The sequence below is a fragment of the Vibrio sp. Isolate22 genome, from assembly GCF_022398115.1.
GTDB lineage: Bacteria > Pseudomonadota > Gammaproteobacteria > Enterobacterales > Vibrionaceae > Vibrio.
The window spans coordinates 18,677-37,157 of record NZ_JAKEUW010000031.1 but is presented as its reverse complement, the minus strand read 5'-3'; the positions used below and the strand labels follow the sequence as shown (position 1 = coordinate 37,157).

Here is an 18,481-nt window from a genome sequence, read left to right as displayed (position 1 = left end):
TACATCTATTAAAACCCGACAATCTTGAACCTAAAATGAACAGGTTTCAAGAAGGGGGAAGTAATTATGCATAATCAATTCGTCTATACAAGGCAAAAACTGGTTAAGAAGTGCCTATTTTTCGTCTAAATATGACTCTATTCACCTAAACTGGTTCAATTTCTTTTAGGTGACGCTGTGCAGAAAGCTTCGCAGCCACACTACCCAGCAGGGTTCCAACGATCAAAAGCAGTAAAGATTCATCCCAGCTTAGGCCAATTAAACGGAAGTGGCTGTCGTAAAGCTGAGCCAAGTCATCCACAGCGCTGTTCAGTAATACGGTAATTAATGCCGTCATTACCCACGCGCTAACCGAACCTAATACACCGAACCACATACCAGAATATAGATATGGTCGAAGAATGTAGCTGTCGGTGGCACCAATCAGCTTCATGGTTTGAATCTCTTCTTTATGCGCCAACACATTAAATCGCAGTGTGTTGCCGATAATCAAAAACACAGCGCCTAACATCAATACCGTTAAGGTAATCACAATGACAGCGGCTAGCGCTTTAATCGCGTCTAATCTTGCTAACCAATCTTCGTCTAAACGAACATCAGTCACTAATTCTTGTTTTTTAACTTGGCCTGCCAACGCTTTGATTTGAGCATCGCTTTGTACGCTTGGTGTTATCACCAGCACGCCTGGCAGTGAATAGTCGTCGAGAATAGTTAGGGCATCATCAAAGCCAGAATACTGGCTAAGGTCAGCAAGCCCTTGTTGAGGTGAAATATACTCCACCAGCTCAACTTGATCCCAACTCTCGATTTCATCTTTAAGCACCATGACTCGAGGCTCGGGAATACCATCCTCTACATAAGCACTAATTTGTGACGGGCTGGTGACATCTTTTGCCACTTCACCTACGTTTTTACCTAGTAAGTACAAACACGCAGGCATTGCTAAAGCCATAGAGATAACCGCAAGCGTCAGTAAGTTGCCCAGTGGACGTTGCCACATTTGTGAGAACGATGACTTAGCTTGCTTCCAATGCACCACGAAGAAGCCGTCACTTGAAGTGCGGTTTGCAGCACGATTAGATTGAGGTTTTTTGATGCGCTTATTAGCGGCCATAGTCTTCAACCTCACTCAAAAAGCCTTGGTTTAATTCAAGATGACGGTATTGAGGGCGAGTATTCACTAACCCGATATCGTGCGTTGCTAGGATGATCGTCACACCAGCACGGTTAAACTCTTCAAACAGTCGCAACACGCGGTTAGATAACTCTGGGTCTAGGTTCCCCGTCGGCTCATCCGCAAGCAGCAGAGTTGGACGGTTGACCACAGCACGGGCAATGCCCACACGTTGCTGTTCACCGCCAGAAAGCTGGCTTGGCAAACAACGCGCTTTGTCTAGTAAGCCAGTTTTATCCAACGCAGCACTGACTCGACGTTTTATTTCATTTTCAGAAATAGATTCGATACGCATAGGCAGAGCAACGTTATCGAAGATAGAGCGATCCATCAGCAGACGATGGTCTTGAAAGACAATCCCAATATTACGACGTAAGAATGGGATGTCTTTAGCAGGAATACGAGTGATATCGTGATCGTTGAACCAAACACGCCCGTCAGTCGGACGCTCAATCGCGCAAATCAACTTCAGCAAGGTACTTTTACCTGCACCGGAATGCCCGCCTAAAAATGCCATCTCTCCACGCTTGAGATGGAAGTCCACTTTTTGGAGTGCTTGGCGTCCACCTCGGTAGGCTTTGCTCACTTGCTGAAATTTGATCACCGAAAATTCCTCTTACGATCACTAATATCAAATTTAAAACGATAGCAGGTTAAGGATAAACCACTTTGCTACTCGCGTTACTCTTCGCGGCTAAATAGAGCTTCAATGAAGTCTTTTGACTCAAATGGACGCAGATCATCAATACCTTCACCAACACCAATGTAACGAATTGGAATCTGGAACTGGTCTGCAATTGAGAAAATCACACCACCTTTCGCGGTACCGTCTAACTTAGTTAGCGTAATACCGGTTACTGGTGCAACTTCGCTGAACAGTTTCGCCTGGCTGATAGCATTCTGACCTGTACCAGCATCAAGTGTTAGCATGATTTCGTGCGGTGCAGAATCATCAATCTTCTTCATTACACGAACAATCTTGCGTAGCTCTTCCATCAGGTTGCTCTTATTCTGCAAACGGCCCGCGGTATCGGCAATCACAACATCCACACCACGAGCTTTCGCTGCTTCAATCGCATCGTAGATAACAGATGCGCTGTCTGCGCCCGTGTGTTGAGCGATAACTGACACATCGTTACGCTGGCCCCAAACCTGAAGTTGCTCAACAGCTGCTGCGCGGAAGGTATCACCCGCCGCTAGCATCACTTTCTTGCCTTCATTTTGGAATTGTTTCGCTAGCTTACCGATAGTCGTTGTCTTACCAACACCATTCACACCAACCATTAAGATAACGTAAGGCGTTTTCGTGGTATCAACCACTAATGGCTGTTCCACTTGGCTTAAGATCTCTGCCATCTCTTCTTTCAGCAGACCATAAAGCGCTTCACCGTCATTTAAGTCATTGCGAGATGCTTTTTCTGTCAGGTTTTCAATGATCTTCACTGTGGTGTTCATACCCACATCCGCGATCAGCAGCTGCTCTTCTAGCTCTTCGAACAGATCATCATCGATTTTCTTGCCTTTGAACAAACCAAAGAAGCCTGCACCAATATTTGCTTTAGTACGGCTTAGGCTACGCTTAAGGCGAGCAAAGAAACTTTCTGTTGGCTTCTCTTGTACTTCTTCAACCTGAGCTTGAGGAGTAACTTCTTGTTCCTGTTCTGCTTCTGCTGCGACAGGTTGCTGCTCATCTTGAGCCTCTTCCAGAGTTTGCTCTGACTCATCAGGCTGAGATTCTACTGACTGAGCGGCTTCCGCTTCAGGCGCGACTGGTTCAGCCTCGACTTGTGATTCAACTTCAGTTTGATCTTCAACGTTTTCTACGTTCGCTTCATTCTGAGTTTTTGGGCTTTGTTCTTCTTCACCAAAACCAAGCCACGATAATAATCCGCGCTTCTTTTTTTCCGTCATCAGAGGAGTTTCCTAGATCTACTAATTAGCTGTATTGGCTTAATGCACGTCGACTCTTTGCTATTGTTATACAATAAAAGCTTGTACAAACGAATAGTAAAGAAAAATGACAAAGCAGTGATAAGTTTGCTTTTAGCTTGATACACTTTGTCATTGCAAATTTATTTAATACTCGAACCAACTTAAATTGGGCTCGGTATAGTATCACTTTATTAGCGGTCAAAAAATCTATGGTAAGACGTCGCCAGCAAAACACATCACAAAAAAAGCCTTCCGGTGGCTTTGTTCGAATTATTAGTGGTTCATGGAGAGGTAGAAAGCTGCCCGTTCATGATTTAGAAGGCTTACGCCCAACCATTGACCGAGTAAAAGAGACGCTCTTTAACTGGGTCGCACAAGATATCCCAAATTCGACCTGCTTAGACGTATTTGCAGGTTCTGGTGGTTTAGGTTTTGAAGCAGCTTCTCGCCAAGCAAAAATGGTGACACTGCTCGAAATGAATCAAAAGGCCGCTAAGCAGCTTTCAGATAATGCTAAAGAGCTCAAAGCAGACAACATCAATGTGGTAAATACTGATGCTATCTCTTTCCTCAAGAAGCCAGGAACGCCTTACGATGTGGTATTCCTTGATCCACCATTTCGTAAAGGCTTGTTAGCAGAAACGGTACAGCTACTTGAGAGTAATGGCTGGCTTGCAGACGACGCGATTATTTACGTCGAAACAGAGAAAGAACTCAAGCTAGAAGCGATGCCAGAAAACTGGGAGCTGCACCGCGATAAGACAACTGGCCAGTCGAGCTACCGACTGTTCAACCGAATCACTGAAGAATAGGAATGATTGAATGAATATCTTGCTTCCATTAGCCAAAGCCGCTATCGCCTTTGTATGGTTTGTGTTGATCGTCAACATTTTCCATCCGTTCCCTGGTAATGCCGCAATTGCGCTTTACATCATGACAGCGTTCTTGTTCTTTATGCACGGCTTACAGATGCTTATCTTTATCGGTGCGTTCGGCGATAAAATCGAAATGACGCGTTGGGAAAAATGGTCCATTCTGATTTTTGGAATCTTCGCCCTACTCGATATCCGTCGTAAGTACATGATGTAATCGAAAGCTTTTACCAAGAACAGATACCAAAACGCCGCTCAGTTGAGCGGCGTTTTTTATTGAATGATGGTAGCAACACTAAGCCATGTAGCCTTTCACACCGTCTAAGAACATCTGTGTCGATAGCATAACAAGCAATAAGCCCATCAGGCGTTCAATCGCTTTCAGCCCTCTCTCACCCAATACACGCAAGAAGAAGCCATTAAACATCAGGATAAAGAAGGTAGCGCCCCACGCCAGCATTACAGCAGCTGAAAGCTCAAGCATGTTGTCTGGATGTTGTGTCGCAAGAAGAATCAATGCAGCAATGACAGATGGACCAGCAATCATAGGGATCGCCATCGGCACGATAAACGGCTCCTCACCTGCCGCTAGCCCTGTAATGCTGCCAGCGCTCGGGAAAATCATCTTAATCGCGATGATAAATAGAATGATACCGCCAGAGATGCTCAGGGTTTCAGGCTGTACGTGCAGGAAGTTCATAATGCTTTGACCCGCAAACAAGAACAACAGCAAGATAACCAGTGCGAACATCAGCTCACGAATCAGAACAATACGGCGACGCTTCGGATCGATATGCTTAAGGATAGAGAGCACGATTGGCAGGTTGCCAAGCGGGTCCATGATAAGAAACAGCATGGTTGCTGCAGATAAGATTTCCATAAGTTTGTCTCGAAAAGCGAAGGTGCGCGGAGTATAGCAGCCTCAACATTGATTTTCGAACGCAGTCATCAGCAGACTAACTTATGTCATTGCAGCACGTTAACGAGAACAAACAGGCAAGAATAGAAAGAGCGGATACCACAAATGCATCCACTCTCAAATCACTCAAGATTAGTGATTACACACACGCTCGCGATTCGTGCACAGCTTGTCATCAACAAGCACAACCTTTTCCATCTTCAGGAAAAATTTCAGCAAGCCATCCAGGTCGAGACCATTTAGCTTACAAGTATGGAAACGAGCTTCAGTGCCATACATCTGAGCCAGTTCTTGTGTCAGCTCTTCTCGAGTCAGAGGCTTTTCACTAAGCAGGTTTAATACGTTGTGTGCGTGAATTTCGGTAGTCATAACTCAATCTCATGTTTAATGAATTACACGTAGAGTACCGAGTTTGAGTAAAGCTGCCTTGATATAGCTCAGGCTTGGAGACGCTCTACCCTAAATGGTCAGAGAGGCGACGATAAGCGCATGGGCGAGAAAGTAGCTGCCCGTTACCCAAAAGTAAGCACTTTTGATCGGGCTGCGGTAACAGTTAAGTGCATACGCCAGTGCCGAGAGCAGCAATACGCTACAACCTGCAAATCCAATGGCGTGCGATAACTTAGGGTCAAGCAACCAAACCTCACCAGAAGCCCAAGTTAACTGAATAAGCACAATCCCCATAATCACAACAGGAAAAACAAGTTTATCTAAACGTGGTAGCAGCAAGAAGAAAGCCACCACACAAGCAGCTAAGAGTAAGGCGAACAACCACCAGACCATTTCTCCAGACAACTGCAACCAAAAGGCTTTGCTATAACAGAGTTGAGCTAGCAGAAAGCAAACAAAATATAGGGGACGTTTTTGAGTGAGGGTGTGAAATACATCTGCGATCGCCGAGATCGCCAGGCCAGCAACGACCCAATACGTATAGTCAGCAACAACAGACTGAGTTAAAGCAATGATTGCTAATAATACAAAGGTAAATACCTTATACGATAAGGCCTGACCGATATGTCCTTGTTTCGTTCCTGCTACTGCTCCGATACCAGATAAGGAAACCGCTAACCAACTCCACATACCACTTGCCCTATTGCTTTAAATCGTCGCCAGTCTAGGCACACGAATATTGATGTAAAGCCTCAGCCCCTCAAAATTGGATCTTGATTACGCTTCCACTAAAAAGAACACCTTTAGATTGAAGTCGTCGCAATTAACGATTCGAGAATGGTGATTCGTTTAAAACTGCAGCAAATCATTATAAAACCCTCTTAAACTTCGCTTAGAGAAGCCAGATCCCATTTTCACCTAGTTATTCTCTTAAGATTTCCTTCTTCGCCCCTAAAAAACGCCCATTATCGACTTTAAAAAGTAAAATAATTCACAGACAAATCATTTATTAACAGACACTTAGGTATAAAAAATATAGATTAACTGGAAAATAAAAACGTCATTCCAACCTAGACTTGTAAAGTGGGGAAGTTACTTTCCAAATGGCGAGTTTTGTCAGTTTTTTTAAAGCCCCATGTAAAAACCACAACAAAAACCAAAGCAAAAACCTTAAAAACCACCAAACTCCCACCCACAAAGCACCAAGCCCCATTAATACAATTTAACAACCATTAACAATATAAATTACACAAAACACCCATTACAAAACAATACCTTAAACCAACCTAGAACAAACATAAATCACAACGAACAAAATAAGAACACACCGAAAACCACACTTAAACACTCCAAAAAAAGCCATATACCAATACTTTTCTACTACTTTTGGGGCTTTCGAAAGTAATTCTTGATCTAAAGCTATAAGTAGTGCTATTCTTTAAAACATAGCGAGAGACAACCAAATTTAGGAGTAGTGTTATGATTTCATCTTCGCAAAGACAAGGACTTGTAATGATCGCGGTAGTTGTTGGTCTAATGACACTACCGATGATGTACTAAGCAAGTTACAGATAAAAAAAGGGACGCCATGAGCGTCCCTTTTTTTGTTCAATTTTTTCACTTCGAAAACAGATGTAGCGTTAACACATCCCAGTTCGCATAGTAGAAACCCGCGGCAGCCAAAGTCATTGCCATCATCAGCAAAATCGCAACTCGCCAGATAAAACGACCACTACGTGGAGTCAGTTCCTTCTCGCAGTCGTTACACATCATGATGAACTTATGTTGATCTTCCAACTTGGCATCATGTTCGTTCACTACTTTATTACGACACGTCGCGATATAACGCAGCTTGCTTACCATATCGTGCGGTAGCCTTTCTTCACAGCTTGTTACGAGCTCATGCAATCCTTCGCCTTCAGCGTGATATTGAAGTCTCAATAATTTCTCTATATTGCGAGTTCTTGTCACCACTTTTTCAATATCGGTCATCTTGGCCCTCCCACTCCACACTATAATTCTAGTCGAGCATTTCCTTATTCTTATACGAAATCACTGCTATTTACGAGAGAAAGAGACAATAAATAACAGTGCTTTATCCCAAACTGGCCATTAAATGTGATATCTGCCGAAAAATAATCAGCTTTGCTTACAGCAGTTCACGAATAGCGGCTTTAAACACATATCCCTATTGCCCGAAAGACTAGAATAACCATTACGACTACATGGAGGTTATATGCCTAACTCACTCTTTTTTGCCATCTTTGCACTCGCAGGTCTCGCGGCCTGGGGATTTCTTGTTTTTTATCGAAAGCATATGCAAGGCGAGAACGCACCAGAAAAGAAAGTGAACGTCACGGTATTAGATAAACAATCTATCGACCTTCCTGATGCAGAGCCAGGCCAAGAAGACCAAGAGTATTGGATTTACGTTCAACGCGGTGTGGTTGGTCCGAAACGTGAGTTCCAAGTCGGCATTCACTACTTCCACGCTCTTAACCCGGGTGACAAAGGGACCTTAACTTACCAAGGTGATAAGTTCTTACACTTTGCATTGAAGCGCTAACCCTAGCGCTTCAACCCTTCCTCATCGACATTCCACAATAAACCAATATCGCAATGCCTTGGCGTATCGCTAAGGCAATAGCCAACGTGTCTTTTCTGACTTAGAAACTATCCAGCTCATCCACAGTGCACCTGCTCCGCTGATCACTATCCATAATGGAATAACCCAAGCTGGGTGACCTTGGTACCAACCAAACTCTTTCATTGGCCATAAAAAGATTGGATGCAGTAAGTAGATACCCAAACTGTGTTTACTGATGAAGCCAACCACTTGATTGCCTTTATCTGACAATCCTTCTCCAAAGTAGCGACACAACATGAACACCATGCTCGCAGCTAATACAGTATTCAGCGTTTTGTAAGAAAACCAACGACCAACCGTGTATTCTTCTGCGCCTAAGCTCGCATCAACCACCATATAAACGGTGGTCAACAGTGCCAACACGCCGAGCCCAGTACTCACGCTAACGGTAAACTTGTTGAGTGGGACTTTCTTGTACAGCAGATAACCCAGTGGCAAGTAGCCAGTGTAAAGCCACAGCTCATGGCTCCAAGGACCATCGATTCTGAGTAAGAACAATAACGAGGTAAACAACCACACCGCAGTGAAGCTATAAACTGCCTTATCACCATACTTTCTCACCATGATCTGTAAGAACGGAATCACAAAATAGAGTGGAATGAAGTAGTAGAAGAAACCTAAGTGATAGTAGGTGTAGTGGTGATAGCTATTAAGCAGCACATCCCAACTGACATCGGCATCAAAACCCATCGCAGACCAACCAGATAGGTAGGTATAGAAAAGCGACCAGACGATGAAAGGTATCAATACCTTACCTAGGCGTCGCTTGAGGTAGTACTTAGCATCAAATGGGCGCTGATCGCTTAGCATCAAGGCGCCGGTTATCAATATAAAGACAGGCACCGCCCAGCGGCTGAAGCCATTGACGGTGATTGCTGTTAACCATTCGCCGAAAGGAATCGTTCCTAGTTCGTTGCGATAAGGCGCCAAAACATGAATCGCGATAACCGCTACGGCCGCGACACATCGTGCTAAATCAAAAAAGAGAATTCGCTGCTTCATGTAAATGCCTGATTAATATTCAATCATTCTACTATAGCAATAAAAAAGCTGACCGGAATAAATACCAAGTCAGCTTATTGTTAAAGGAGAAGCATATCGCGAATTAATCTTATACGAATGAGCTGTTGCAACTTTCGCCCTTACGAATGAGGCCTATGCGGCAGATGTTTGCGGCACCTTAGGTAAACGCAGAGAGATCACCGTCGTGATTGCTAAGAATGCGAACGATACCCACAAACACGCAGACAAGCCGCCCATTTGGAATACTAAGCCTGACAAGATTGTGCCAATCAAGCGACCCATTGCATTCGCCATGTAGTAGAAGCCAACATCAAGCGATACCCCATCGCCTTTCGCATAACTCACAATCAGGTATGAGTGAAGCGATGAGTTCACCGCGAAGATGGCACCAAACACCATCAAACCACCAATGATCACTAACTCTGGTTGCCAACCTATCTGTACTGCATAAGCGATACCGCCAGTAACGACAGCCAGAGCACCCGCCCATAATAACGCTGCGTGACCATCTGGAACCTTGCCTTGCGCCTTACCCGTAATCTTAGGTGCAATGCCCTGTACGAAGCCGTAAGCGATGGTCCAAGCCGCTAGGAAGCCACCCACCCATGAGTGGTCCCAACCAAATACGCTGCCCAGATAGATTGGCAGAGCAATCACAAACCACACGTCACGAGCACCAAACAGGAACATACGCGCCGCAGACAAGATGTTGATGGATTCAGATTTAGAGAAGATCTGTTTGAACTTAGGCTTGGTCTTCGCCTTACCCATGTCCGCTTCTAAGCTCAGCACGCTGCCAATGAAGACCAAGGTCAACACAGCAGCCATCGCAAGCACTGCGTATTGGAAGCCAATTGTTGAAAGCAGCAAACCACCAATAAAGAAGCCTGCCCCCTTGAGCGCATTCTTAGACCCAGTCAGAATCGCAATCCACTTATACAAAGCACCTTGCTGCTCATCCGGCACCAATGTCTTGATTGAACTCTTGGCACTCATCTTATTAAGATCTTTAGCAATACCTGACAGCGCCTGCGCCGCCATTACCCAAGGAATCGTCAACATGGCCGATGGCAAGGCGAGCATCCCCAAGGCGAAGACTTGCATCCCGAGGCCAATGTTCATGGTCTTATTGAGGCCAAGACGCGCCCCCAACCAACCACCGATTAGGTTCGTCACCACGCCAAAGAATTCATAGAAGAGGAACAGTGAGGCGATCTCTAACGAGCTGTAACCAAGGTCGTAGAAATACAGGACCACCAGCATACGAAGTGCACCATCAGTAATGGTGAAGTTCCAGTAGTTGAAAGTCACCAACATGTATTGGCGAACGCTCTTACTTAGATTTGAAAACATAATGCTATCTCTGCAATCAAAACAAAAAGAGCTTTTGGATCACGATAAGCTTAACACTCCAGATACCAAAAGCTCCTTGTCTAACACCGATGACTATTAGCTATTCGCTACGCCATTGATGTACTCAACCTGGATAGGTTTAGTGAAAGCACCTGGACGCAGTGCTTGAACTTCTTGAACGATCTTGTCGAGGTCCCAGCCTTTTTCTAAAAGCAGATGAGCCGCAAATAAACCGGTACGACCTGAGCCGCCCATGCAGTGCATTGCTACCTTAGCGCCACTATCAACGATTTTGTGTAGCTCTGGGCTTACTGCAGACCATTTCGCCGCAAAGTCAGCACCTGGAGCACAATCGTCTTCGATTTCGATTTGAAACCACTGCATGCCTAGCGCACGTGTTTTCTCGCCAAGTGCTGCCACGTCTTTGCTTGCAAGCTCTGCATCATCTAGCGCAGTCACGATAGCTTTAACGCCCTGCTCTTTCAGTTGTGCCAGAGATGCATCAAGATCAGCCTCTTTAGTACCTGGGCATGGAGTCAGAATCAGAGCGCCTTGCTCAAGGTCTAGTTGCCATGTTGGATGTGTCATAGTGTTGTCTCCTAAGTGCTCAGGTTTATGCTAAGCCGACAGTACGTACTAACTCTGCGGTACGTGTCGCGTAACCCATTTCATTGTCGTACCAAGCGTAGATCTTAACCATACGCTTACCAACCAGCATGGTAGAGAGTGCATCTACGATTGTAGAGCGTTGGTCGCCTTTGTAGTCGATAGACACAAGTGGGCGTTCTTCAAAGCCAAGGATGCCTTTTAGCTCGTTCGCAGATGCTTCTTTCAGCATCGCGTTCACTTCTTCTGCCGTCGTGTCTTGCTTCACTTCGAAGATGATGTCAGTCAGAGACGCGTTCGCAAGTGGTACACGAACCGCGTGGCCGTTGATGCGGTTTTCTAGCTCAGGGAAGATCTCAACAATCGCCTTAGCAGAACCTGTCGTGGTAGGGATTAAGCTCATGCCACATGCACGTGCACGACGTAAGTCTTTGTGTGGCGCATCTAGGATAGTCTGCGTGTTGGTTAGATCGTGAATCGTTGTGAATGACGCGTTCTCGATACCTAGCTTCTCGTTGATTACCTTAACCACTGGAGCGATGCAGTTAGTGGTACAAGACGCTGCAGTCACGATCTTATGTACTGCTGGGTCGAAGATGTTGTCGTTAACACCAACAACGATGTTTGCGATGCCTTCTTCTTTAACAGGCGCAGAAACCACAACACGCTTCACGCCCTGCTCTAGGTATTTGTTTAGGAAAGATGTCTTACGGTGAACACCTGTCGCTTCGATAACCACATCACAACCAGACCAATCGATCGCGTCGATGTCACGCTCTTTAGTGGTTTTGATACGTTGACCATTGATGATCATCTCGTCGCCTTCAGTTATTACTTCATGGTTCCAACGACCTTGAACTGAATCGAACTCTAGAAGGTGTGCAAGCGTTGCTGTATCGCCAGCTACATCGTTAATCTGTACAAACTCTAGCTCTTCCCAATCGAAAGCTGCGCGAAGTGCTAGACGGCCGATACGGCCAAAACCATTAATACCTACTTTGACTGTCATTTTAATGTTTCTCAGTTAGTGGTGAATCTAAAAATATTCTATTAAACGCAACATTGAGGGCGTGAAGTCATCGCTTCTAGGCGCTCAATATCTTGTTGGTATTCAGTTTTCAAACAGTTCGATGCGATAAGGTCATCAATTAACTTTAGCATCCAACCTGGTAAATCATTGGCAAGGCGATAGAACACCCATTGCCCTTGGCGAACGTCAGTCAAAATGCCGTTTGAACGCAACTGCGCAAGGTGGCGTGATACCTTTGGCTGACTTTCTTGTAATGCCTGAGTCAACTCACCAACTGAAAGGCACTCTTGGCGCACAATCAACATTAAGCAACGCACTCGCGTTTCGTCAGACAGTAATTTAAAAAATTGGTGAGGAAGCATAACTACATACTCATATATGGATATGCGCATATATTAGCTATAAAAAAACGCACGTCAAGGCGTGCGTTTTAAATGTCATAAAAGTTTAATAAAGCAACACTACAGCTTGTTGGTCACGGTGTGACTCCAGCGACGCGCTTCTATGAGTTCAGTTTTCACCTGATCCACGCTAAGCCCTAAATCAGCGCAGTGCTCATCAATCTGCTGCCAATCCGCATGCTCAAAGCTCTCCTCAAGAGCAAGCAAAGTACCGTAAGGGCCTTCCCTACGTAATAGAGCAACCTTGATACTTTTACACAGAGGCAACTGCTCGACTAAGTTCTCTAACGACAAGTCCAACAGCGCATCTAACAAAGAGAATAAGCCAATCATAAAGGCCTGCTCTCTATACCCTTCAAATGCCTGATAGCGAGACATACGCTGACAAAACTGGGCACGCTGTAGGGACAGTCCATACAGCTCTTTCGGCTTTTTATCAGAGACATAAGAGGCTACGGCTAACGAGACAAACATTTTCAGTTTCTCTTGCCCTAGATACACCAAAGCCTGACGAAAAGAAGAGATGGTCACTTCAAGGCGCGGCGACATAGTATTCACAAACCGCAACAGCTTGTATGAGAGCGCCACATCTTTCGCAACAATGCTTTCGACCCGTTGAAAATCCACATCGGGCTTACACACTTCTTGGAACAGCTCCATAGCAATCACTTGCTCAGGGCTAATGTATTTACTCTTGATGATTTCCGGCTTATTGAAGAAATAGCCTTGAAAAAACTTAAAACCAGCCTCTTTGGCTTGCTGGAATTCTTGCTCGGTCTCAACACGCTCCGCCAAAAAGCTAAACTTCTTCCCTTGATGCGCCCTAACTAAATCACACGCTTCATCCAAACCCATCTGCATGATATCGAGCTTTACGATATGCGTGTATTTAAGGAAACGTTCCCATTCTGGGGTCGAAGTAAAATCATCTAAGGCGATCATATAACCCGCTTGGTAAAGGTCTTTAACCGCTTCCAACAATTCATCTGTCGGTTTACAGGTTTCCAGAATCTCTACCACCACCTTATCTTTCGGCAAACTTAAGGGCAGTCGACGAATCAAACTTTGATAAGGGAAGTTGATAAAACAGCGTGAGGATGGAATGGAAGGGTTAAGACCCACAGACAAGAAGTTCTCAACAATCAGACGATACGTTGCTCGATTAGACTCAATATGCGCTGGGTACGCATTCTTTTCTCCATCGCGAAATAACAACTCATAGCCGAGTGTATTCCTCTTGCGATTTAAGATAGGTTGTCGAGCAACGTATGTAGCGGTCATTTCTTGATAACTCTGATTGGTTTAACTATAACTCAGTCGCTTAATCTAAGCTTTCGCGGCAGCTAGCAAAGCACCGCAGCCCATGAACATACCACCAAATATTTTATTTATCTTACCCATTATGCGATCAGAGCGAATAAAACGTCCCATTTGTGACGCTAATGAGGTGTAACCCAACATAACCACGCTATCAATGAATACTGTCGTCACACCTAGCACGAATAACTGCGGTGCTTGAGGTTGTGTAGGGTCAATAAATTGAGGAAACAGAGCCACCAAAAACACGATGGATTTCGGGTTAGTTAGGTTGATAAGCACAGCGTTTCTCAGCAGTTTGCCACTCGACAGAGTCGAGCTCTCTTCAGATGCCACCAAGCTCGAGCTATCACGCCACTTTTGAATACCTAACCAAACCAAGTAAACCACACCAACCCATTTAATGATGGTGAACGCCAACGCAGACTTAGCAACGAGCGCGCCAATACCCGCACCCACCAGCATAATGTGAAACGCAAGACCAAGCTGTAAACCGACGATTGATGCCAATGACTTTCGAGTGCCATAGCTTAACCCATTGCTGATTGAATTTACGGTACCCGAGCCCGGAGCCAAGCTAAACAAAATCGCTGTGACAACATAAGCAAGCCAAACATGAGTATCCATTTGCATTTCCTTACTAGTTCTTTAATCTAACAACATTAGTAGCAATAAAGCTCTCACACGCATCAGTTCAGGTAATTTCCCATGGAAAACCACAGCGAAGCCGCCTTCCCTTACACTCAAGAACCTCAGTTCGATCATGCGATTAAACACCCGATCAACGCTCTTTGGCAACAAAGAAAAGAGGGGTATTTAACATCGTCTGGTAAAAAGAAACTGTACTGGTGCAGCCTCACCTCAGAGAAGCACAGCAAAGCCATTGTGATTTCCAATGGCCGTATCGAATGCTGCCAAAAATACCAAGAAATCTTTTATGATTTTTATCAACAAGGCTATGACGTTTATTCATTTGACCATCAAGGTCAAGGCCAGTCGGAACGTATGGTAGCAGACTCTGACATTGGTCACATTCATGAGTTCGATGATTATGCATCAGATATGTCTGACATGATTGCTAGCTTTGACCTAAGCAAGTATGCCAAGCGATATCTGTTAGCCCACTCAATGGGGAGCACTATCGCGACACGCTATCTACAAACCCATCCAGATCACCCATTTGATAAGGTCACCTTGTGCGCCCCAATGTTTGGTATCAACACCGAGTGGTACTTAAAGCTTATCGCGATGATTGTTGGGCAAGTGCTTACCGCGTATCACGCCAAACCGGTTTACGCGCCAGGTCAGCAGGCCTATTACTCGAAACCTTTCGAGAATAACCTCCTAAGCCAAAGTAAGGTTCGTTATCAGTGGTTCCGCCGACTTTACGAAGAGAACCCGTCACTGCAAGTCGGTGGTGCTAGCACTCGCTGGGTATGGCAAGGGTTAATGGCAGCCAAGCAGTCAATCCAACAGACTCGTCAAATCAAGATCCCTCTATTGCTGATTCAAGCTGGTGAAGAGAAGATTGTGAGTAACGATGCTCAGGTGAAATTCATCAATAAGCTGAAGAAAACCAACCCGGATTGCCAATTTAAAGTTATTGAAGGCTCAAGGCATGAAGTGTTGTTTGAGCAAGACAAATACCGCAATCAAACACTGGATGCCATTAATCAGTTCTTTGTTTAGTACTCACATCAACTGCATAAGAAGAAGCGAGCCATAAGATAGCGAATAAAGAGGAAGAGAAGTAAGTGAGCTTTGCCCTCTTTTCTTGCATGATTTTGGCATACAATTTCTGGGTCGAGATATTGTAGTTCAAACGATACTAGCGTTGGCTAGTGTTGATATTGGTTAAGCACTTTGCAATGAGGGTTAAATGACTATTCCTGCACTTAAAGATTCCGTGAAAATCGTTGCCTCTGATTTAGATGGTACACTGCTGGCTCCCAACCATCAGTTGAGCGATTTTACCAAGCTAACGCTTAAGAAGTTACATGAGCAAGGTTATACCTTTATCTTCGCAACGGGTCGCCATCACGTCGATGTAGCTGGGATTCGTCAAATCGCAGGGATTCCGGCGTACATGATCACGTCAAACGGTGCTCGCGTGCACGACCAGAATGATCAGCTAATGTATAGCCAAAACGTACCTCAAGAACTCGTTCAACAAGTTATTGATATTGTTCGCCAAGATCCAAACATCTTCATTCATATGTACCAAAATGAAGATTGGTTGCTCGATCGTGAAGATGAAATGCTAGCTAAGTTCCACAGTGAGTCAGGCTTCAGCTACAAACGCTTTGAAGCAGACAATGCACCGAGCGACGGCATTGCCAAAGTCTTCTTCACTCACCCAGAACAAGACCACGAACACCTAGTGACGTTCGAGCAAAAGCTAAAAGAAACATTTGGAGACAAGTTAAACGTGGCCTTCTCAACACCTTGGTGTCTGGAAGTGATGGCCGCGGAAGTATCTAAAGGTCATGCTTTAGACGCTGTCGCGAAGTCTCTGAACCTAACGCTGGATAACTGTGTTGCCTTTGGTGATGGTATGAATGACGCTGAGATGCTGGCAATGGCAGGTAAAGGCTTAATCATGGGCACATCACACGAGAAAGTGATGCAAGCACTACCAAACAATGAAGTGATTGGTAGTAACGCTGATGATGCCGTTGCGCACTACTTAGATAAACACCTACTCTAAACAACCCCATCATACAAAAAGGCAGCCAATGGCTGCCTTTTTTGAACCTTACGCTAAAAGCTTCCTCTAACGAGAGCCTAGCACTTCTTTGCTTAAGATCGCCTGCCACTCTTGTTCCGTCACAGGCATGATCGATAAACGATTGCCGCGCTTCACCAAAGGCATTTCAGATAGCTCAGGCATGGCTTTAAGAGTCGCTAACGGGATCAAGCGTTCAGTCACTCGAACAAACTCGACATCAACCATTATCCAACGCGGGTTATCGGGTGAAGATTTAGGGTCGTAGTAATCACTCTCGGGATCGAATTGAAAATGGTCTGGGTAGGCTTCCCTGGTTACTTTTGCGATCCCCGCTACGCCCACTTTTTTACATGATGAGTGGTATATCATCACTAGGTCGCCAAGCTTGACCTCATCACGCATCATGTTTCGAGCTTGATAGTTACGAACTCCCTCCCAACAAGAGGTTTTTTGTACTCTCAGCGTCTGAATAGAAAAGGTGTCGGGTTCTGTTTTAAATAACCAATATGCCATAATAAATCCAATTAACGGTTGCTCCGAGGAAGATATAACATGAAGGTAATGAAAAACCCAGTGACATGGCTAGCCGCATTCGCGCTACAAGGCTGTGTAACCGCTCCAGAAACACCGCAACAACCTGAAGTTCCACCAGCAACCTTGGATGAACCTCTGAGCGTTCAACCACAAACCTTCATCATGCGCGGTCAAGTTGTGGTAGGCCATGAAAGCCGCACGTTTACCCCTTGTGGTAGCCAACAACAATACTGGCTAGATATGTCCCCTGAGCTAGCGCTAGAAGCACAAGGGTTAGCAGCCAGACCTTATCAAGCTCTGTATGGCGAACTGATTGGCCACCTTACCGTACCTAGCCAAACCGGCTACAACGCTGATTTCACAGCACGCTTCGTGGTTGATCAAGTCAATATCTTAACGGCAGAAAACCCTGAACGCTGCGACCAACCGCTACGCTCAACACGAGTCTTCGGGAATGAACCATTCTGGTCAGCCACCTTTGATAAAGACCAGCTGACTTATACCAAAATGGGCGAAGCACCTCAGGCTCTCAACATCGAATCAAGCCGCACCACGCCAAGCAGTCGTGATTACCAACTAGAAGGTAAAGCAACACAAGGCGAGCTCAATCTGAAGAAAGAGAGCTGCAGCGACGGCATGAGTGACTCTATCTACGGCTGGGAAGCAAAACTCAACCTCAATGAAAGCAACTACACGGGCTGTGCTACGGTTTCAAACCAAGATCCTACATTGGACTGGAGTGGTACCTATTTCGCTAGCTCAACGCAGAACTCAGGGTTCTCTATTAACCTAGAGCTCCACGATGACCATAGCGCGGTAACAACCTACTCTTACAGCAACGGTGATCCTTCTATTGTTGAGCAAGGCTTCTGGCAGCAACTCAACCAAAACCAAGTTCAGGTCGTCATGACTCGCCACCAGCAGCAATACCTGATATCCGAGCGTATCTTCACACTCGATAACGGTAAGCTAATCGCAGAGAAAGAAAAGGTCGGCAATATCGTCTACCCGATTGCCAACGGCGGTCTCGTACTATTCGAAGCAAAGAATGTACAAGCACAAACCAACAAGGTTGATCTAAAGGCGACGCAAGTGAACTCCAGTGATCAATTTGATCCAAAAGTAGACCAAGCGATCCGCGAATATTTTAAGATCAACAACAGCTCTCCTGATGATACGAAATACCGCTGGCTGACCTACGACCTCAACGGTGACGGTAAAGAAGAGTTGTTCGCTCAACTCGATTGGTGTGGCTCAGGTGGTTGTACACTGCTGATTTTCGAGAACCATCAAGACAAGTGGCGCTTCAATAGCCGAGTCACACTAGTAAAAGGCGATATACGTGTGGGTAAGTCTAAAAATCACGGTTGGCACGATCTGATCTTCAATGTCAGCGGCGGTGGCGCAATAGCGGCCAAACACGCACTCTCATATACGGGTGTCAGCTACCCACTCAACCCGAGTGTTGCACCGGTAGCCGATGATGCTGATATCAGCGATGTGGTTTTGTTTGCTAACGACATCTCACCAGTACAAAGCGGAGTTAAGCTATAAC

At 45.3% G+C, this 18,481-nt stretch carries 21 protein-coding genes; 6 read left to right on the top strand and 15 right to left on the bottom strand.

The genetic code is table 11. The annotated features are described in order from the left end of the window. Positions 1-145 precede the first annotated feature (145 nt). The 3 genes from ftsX to ftsY all read right to left on the bottom strand — a co-directional run bounded on the left by ftsX (position 146) and on the right by ftsY (position 3,085). On the bottom strand, positions 146-1,114 hold the full coding sequence (gene ftsX / locus L1D55_RS17025) for a permease-like cell division protein FtsX (protein ID WP_239918216.1): 969 nt from the start codon (positions 1,112-1,114) through the stop codon (positions 146-148). After that, complete coding sequence (gene ftsE, locus L1D55_RS17020) at positions 1,104-1,778, bottom strand: cell division ATP-binding protein FtsE (protein ID WP_004740528.1); 675 nt, start codon at positions 1,776-1,778, stop codon at positions 1,104-1,106. The genes ftsX and ftsE overlap by 11 nt, the downstream gene beginning before the upstream one ends. Before the next feature lie 77 nt (positions 1,779-1,855). Next, complete coding sequence (gene ftsY, locus L1D55_RS17015) at positions 1,856-3,085, bottom strand: signal recognition particle-docking protein FtsY (RefSeq protein WP_239918215.1); 1,230 nt, start codon at positions 3,083-3,085, stop codon at positions 1,856-1,858. Positions 3,086-3,315: 230 nt separating this feature from the next. Between ftsY and rsmD the strand changes: the two genes are divergently transcribed. Together rsmD and L1D55_RS17005 are read left to right on the top strand one after the other, a co-directional pair. Then, complete coding sequence (gene rsmD / locus L1D55_RS17010; protein WP_004740525.1) at positions 3,316-3,918, top strand: 16S rRNA (guanine(966)-N(2))-methyltransferase RsmD; 603 nt, start codon at positions 3,316-3,318, stop codon at positions 3,916-3,918. A gap of 10 nt (positions 3,919-3,928) precedes the next feature. Beyond that, positions 3,929-4,195: a DUF1145 domain-containing protein gene (locus tag L1D55_RS17005; protein WP_004740523.1), complete on the top strand. Its 267-nt coding sequence runs from the start codon at positions 3,929-3,931 to the stop codon at positions 4,193-4,195. 78 nt (positions 4,196-4,273) lie between these two features. Here the strand turns inward: L1D55_RS17005 and L1D55_RS17000 are convergent, their stop codons facing one another. From L1D55_RS17000 to L1D55_RS16985, 4 genes are all read right to left on the bottom strand, one after another. Continuing rightward, positions 4,274-4,858: a YhgN family NAAT transporter gene (locus L1D55_RS17000; protein ID WP_105025907.1), complete on the bottom strand. Its 585-nt coding sequence runs from the start codon at positions 4,856-4,858 to the stop codon at positions 4,274-4,276. A gap of 171 nt (positions 4,859-5,029) precedes the next feature. Next, positions 5,030-5,266, bottom strand: a complete 237-nt coding sequence (locus L1D55_RS16995) for a YecH family metal-binding protein (protein ID WP_008221868.1) — start codon at positions 5,264-5,266, stop codon at positions 5,030-5,032. A 90-nt stretch (positions 5,267-5,356) separates the two neighbouring features. Further along, a complete protein-coding gene (locus L1D55_RS16990; RefSeq protein WP_239918214.1) occupies positions 5,357-5,977 on the bottom strand; it encodes a lysoplasmalogenase in 621 nt (206 codons plus the stop codon). Between the two features lie 927 nt (positions 5,978-6,904). After that, positions 6,905-7,279 carry a hypothetical protein gene (locus tag L1D55_RS16985; RefSeq protein ID WP_004740517.1) on the bottom strand — a complete coding sequence of 125 codons (375 nt, stop codon included), beginning with the start codon at positions 7,277-7,279 and terminating at the stop codon, positions 6,905-6,907. A gap of 244 nt (positions 7,280-7,523) precedes the next feature. Between L1D55_RS16985 and L1D55_RS16980 the strand changes: the two genes are divergently transcribed. Continuing rightward, positions 7,524-7,853: a DUF2500 domain-containing protein gene (locus L1D55_RS16980; RefSeq protein WP_239918213.1), complete on the top strand. Its 330-nt coding sequence runs from the start codon at positions 7,524-7,526 to the stop codon at positions 7,851-7,853. 69 nt (positions 7,854-7,922) lie between these two features. Here the strand turns inward: L1D55_RS16980 and L1D55_RS16975 are convergent, their stop codons facing one another. The 7 genes from L1D55_RS16975 to rhtB all read right to left on the bottom strand — a co-directional run bounded on the left by L1D55_RS16975 (position 7,923) and on the right by rhtB (position 14,291). Then, positions 7,923-8,936: an acyltransferase gene (locus L1D55_RS16975; protein WP_239918212.1), complete on the bottom strand. Its 1,014-nt coding sequence runs from the start codon at positions 8,934-8,936 to the stop codon at positions 7,923-7,925. 153 nt (positions 8,937-9,089) lie between these two features. Then, positions 9,090-10,310 (bottom strand): organoarsenical effux MFS transporter ArsJ, encoded by a 1,221-nt coding sequence (arsJ, locus tag L1D55_RS16970; RefSeq protein ID WP_239918211.1) that lies wholly within the window; start codon positions 10,308-10,310, stop codon positions 9,090-9,092. Between the two features lie 96 nt (positions 10,311-10,406). Beyond that, positions 10,407-10,898 (bottom strand): cyclin-dependent kinase inhibitor 3 family protein, encoded by a 492-nt coding sequence (locus tag L1D55_RS16965; RefSeq protein WP_239918210.1) that lies wholly within the window; start codon positions 10,896-10,898, stop codon positions 10,407-10,409. A 25-nt stretch (positions 10,899-10,923) separates the two neighbouring features. Then, a complete protein-coding gene (locus tag L1D55_RS16960) occupies positions 10,924-11,925 on the bottom strand; it encodes an ArsJ-associated glyceraldehyde-3-phosphate dehydrogenase (RefSeq protein ID WP_239918209.1) in 1,002 nt (333 codons plus the stop codon). A gap of 41 nt (positions 11,926-11,966) precedes the next feature. Continuing rightward, positions 11,967-12,308 (bottom strand): metalloregulator ArsR/SmtB family transcription factor, encoded by a 342-nt coding sequence (locus tag L1D55_RS16955; RefSeq protein ID WP_004740493.1) that lies wholly within the window; start codon positions 12,306-12,308, stop codon positions 11,967-11,969. Between the two features lie 99 nt (positions 12,309-12,407). Then, positions 12,408-13,628 (bottom strand): EAL and HDOD domain-containing protein, encoded by a 1,221-nt coding sequence (locus L1D55_RS16950; RefSeq protein WP_239918208.1) that lies wholly within the window; start codon positions 13,626-13,628, stop codon positions 12,408-12,410. 45 nt (positions 13,629-13,673) lie between these two features. After that, positions 13,674-14,291 (bottom strand): homoserine/homoserine lactone efflux protein, encoded by a 618-nt coding sequence (gene rhtB, locus L1D55_RS16945; protein ID WP_239918207.1) that lies wholly within the window; start codon positions 14,289-14,291, stop codon positions 13,674-13,676. A gap of 81 nt (positions 14,292-14,372) precedes the next feature. Here rhtB and L1D55_RS16940 point away from each other — a divergent pair, with 81 nt between their 5' ends. Further along, complete coding sequence (locus L1D55_RS16940; protein WP_239918206.1) at positions 14,373-15,353, top strand: alpha/beta fold hydrolase; 981 nt, start codon at positions 14,373-14,375, stop codon at positions 15,351-15,353. A gap of 190 nt (positions 15,354-15,543) precedes the next feature. Next, a complete protein-coding gene (locus tag L1D55_RS16935; RefSeq protein ID WP_239918205.1) occupies positions 15,544-16,371 on the top strand; it encodes a Cof-type HAD-IIB family hydrolase in 828 nt (275 codons plus the stop codon). Between the two features lie 66 nt (positions 16,372-16,437). Here the strand turns inward: L1D55_RS16935 and L1D55_RS16930 are convergent, their stop codons facing one another. Further along, positions 16,438-16,905, bottom strand: coding sequence for an EVE domain-containing protein (locus tag L1D55_RS16930; RefSeq protein ID WP_004740480.1), 468 nt, complete (start codon positions 16,903-16,905; stop codon positions 16,438-16,440). Positions 16,906-16,944: 39 nt separating this feature from the next. On the opposite strand from L1D55_RS16930, the gene L1D55_RS16925 reads away from it, so the two are divergent. After that, on the top strand, positions 16,945-18,480 hold the full coding sequence (locus L1D55_RS16925) for a hypothetical protein (RefSeq protein ID WP_239918204.1): 1,536 nt from the start codon (positions 16,945-16,947) through the stop codon (positions 18,478-18,480). Position 18,481: the final 1 nt, after the last annotated feature.

Bases quoted from the DNA above. Each gene is read 5' to 3' on its own strand.
- ftsX (WP_239918216.1), bottom strand. From the start codon at position 1,114: ATGGCCGCTAATAAGCGCATCAAAAAACCTCAATCTAATCGTGCTGCA.
- ftsY (WP_239918215.1), bottom strand. From the start codon at position 3,085: ATGACGGAAAAAAAGAAGCGCGGATTATTATCGTGGCTTGGTTTTGGT.
- rsmD (WP_004740525.1), top strand. From the start codon at position 3,316: ATGGTAAGACGTCGCCAGCAAAACACATCACAAAAAAAGCCTTCCGGT.
- L1D55_RS17005 (WP_004740523.1), top strand. From the start codon at position 3,929: ATGAATATCTTGCTTCCATTAGCCAAAGCCGCTATCGCCTTTGTATGG.
- L1D55_RS17000 (WP_105025907.1), bottom strand. From the start codon at position 4,858: ATGGAAATCTTATCTGCAGCAACCATGCTGTTTCTTATCATGGACCCG.
- L1D55_RS16995 (WP_008221868.1), bottom strand. From the start codon at position 5,266: ATGACTACCGAAATTCACGCACACAACGTATTAAACCTGCTTAGTGAA.
- L1D55_RS16990 (WP_239918214.1), bottom strand. From the start codon at position 5,977: ATGTGGAGTTGGTTAGCGGTTTCCTTATCTGGTATCGGAGCAGTAGCA.
- L1D55_RS16985 (WP_004740517.1), bottom strand. From the start codon at position 7,279: ATGACCGATATTGAAAAAGTGGTGACAAGAACTCGCAATATAGAGAAA.
- L1D55_RS16980 (WP_239918213.1), top strand. From the start codon at position 7,524: ATGCCTAACTCACTCTTTTTTGCCATCTTTGCACTCGCAGGTCTCGCG.
- L1D55_RS16975 (WP_239918212.1), bottom strand. From the start codon at position 8,936: ATGAAGCAGCGAATTCTCTTTTTTGATTTAGCACGATGTGTCGCGGCC.
- arsJ (WP_239918211.1), bottom strand. From the start codon at position 10,310: ATGTTTTCAAATCTAAGTAAGAGCGTTCGCCAATACATGTTGGTGACT.
- L1D55_RS16965 (WP_239918210.1), bottom strand. From the start codon at position 10,898: ATGACACATCCAACATGGCAACTAGACCTTGAGCAAGGCGCTCTGATT.
- L1D55_RS16960 (WP_239918209.1), bottom strand. From the start codon at position 11,925: ATGACAGTCAAAGTAGGTATTAATGGTTTTGGCCGTATCGGCCGTCTA.
- L1D55_RS16955 (WP_004740493.1), bottom strand. From the start codon at position 12,308: ATGCTTCCTCACCAATTTTTTAAATTACTGTCTGACGAAACGCGAGTG.
- L1D55_RS16950 (WP_239918208.1), bottom strand. From the start codon at position 13,628: ATGACCGCTACATACGTTGCTCGACAACCTATCTTAAATCGCAAGAGG.
- rhtB (WP_239918207.1), bottom strand. From the start codon at position 14,291: ATGGATACTCATGTTTGGCTTGCTTATGTTGTCACAGCGATTTTGTTT.
- L1D55_RS16940 (WP_239918206.1), top strand. From the start codon at position 14,373: ATGGAAAACCACAGCGAAGCCGCCTTCCCTTACACTCAAGAACCTCAG.
- L1D55_RS16935 (WP_239918205.1), top strand. From the start codon at position 15,544: ATGACTATTCCTGCACTTAAAGATTCCGTGAAAATCGTTGCCTCTGAT.
- L1D55_RS16930 (WP_004740480.1), bottom strand. From the start codon at position 16,905: ATGGCATATTGGTTATTTAAAACAGAACCCGACACCTTTTCTATTCAG.
- L1D55_RS16925 (WP_239918204.1), top strand. From the start codon at position 16,945: ATGAAGGTAATGAAAAACCCAGTGACATGGCTAGCCGCATTCGCGCTA.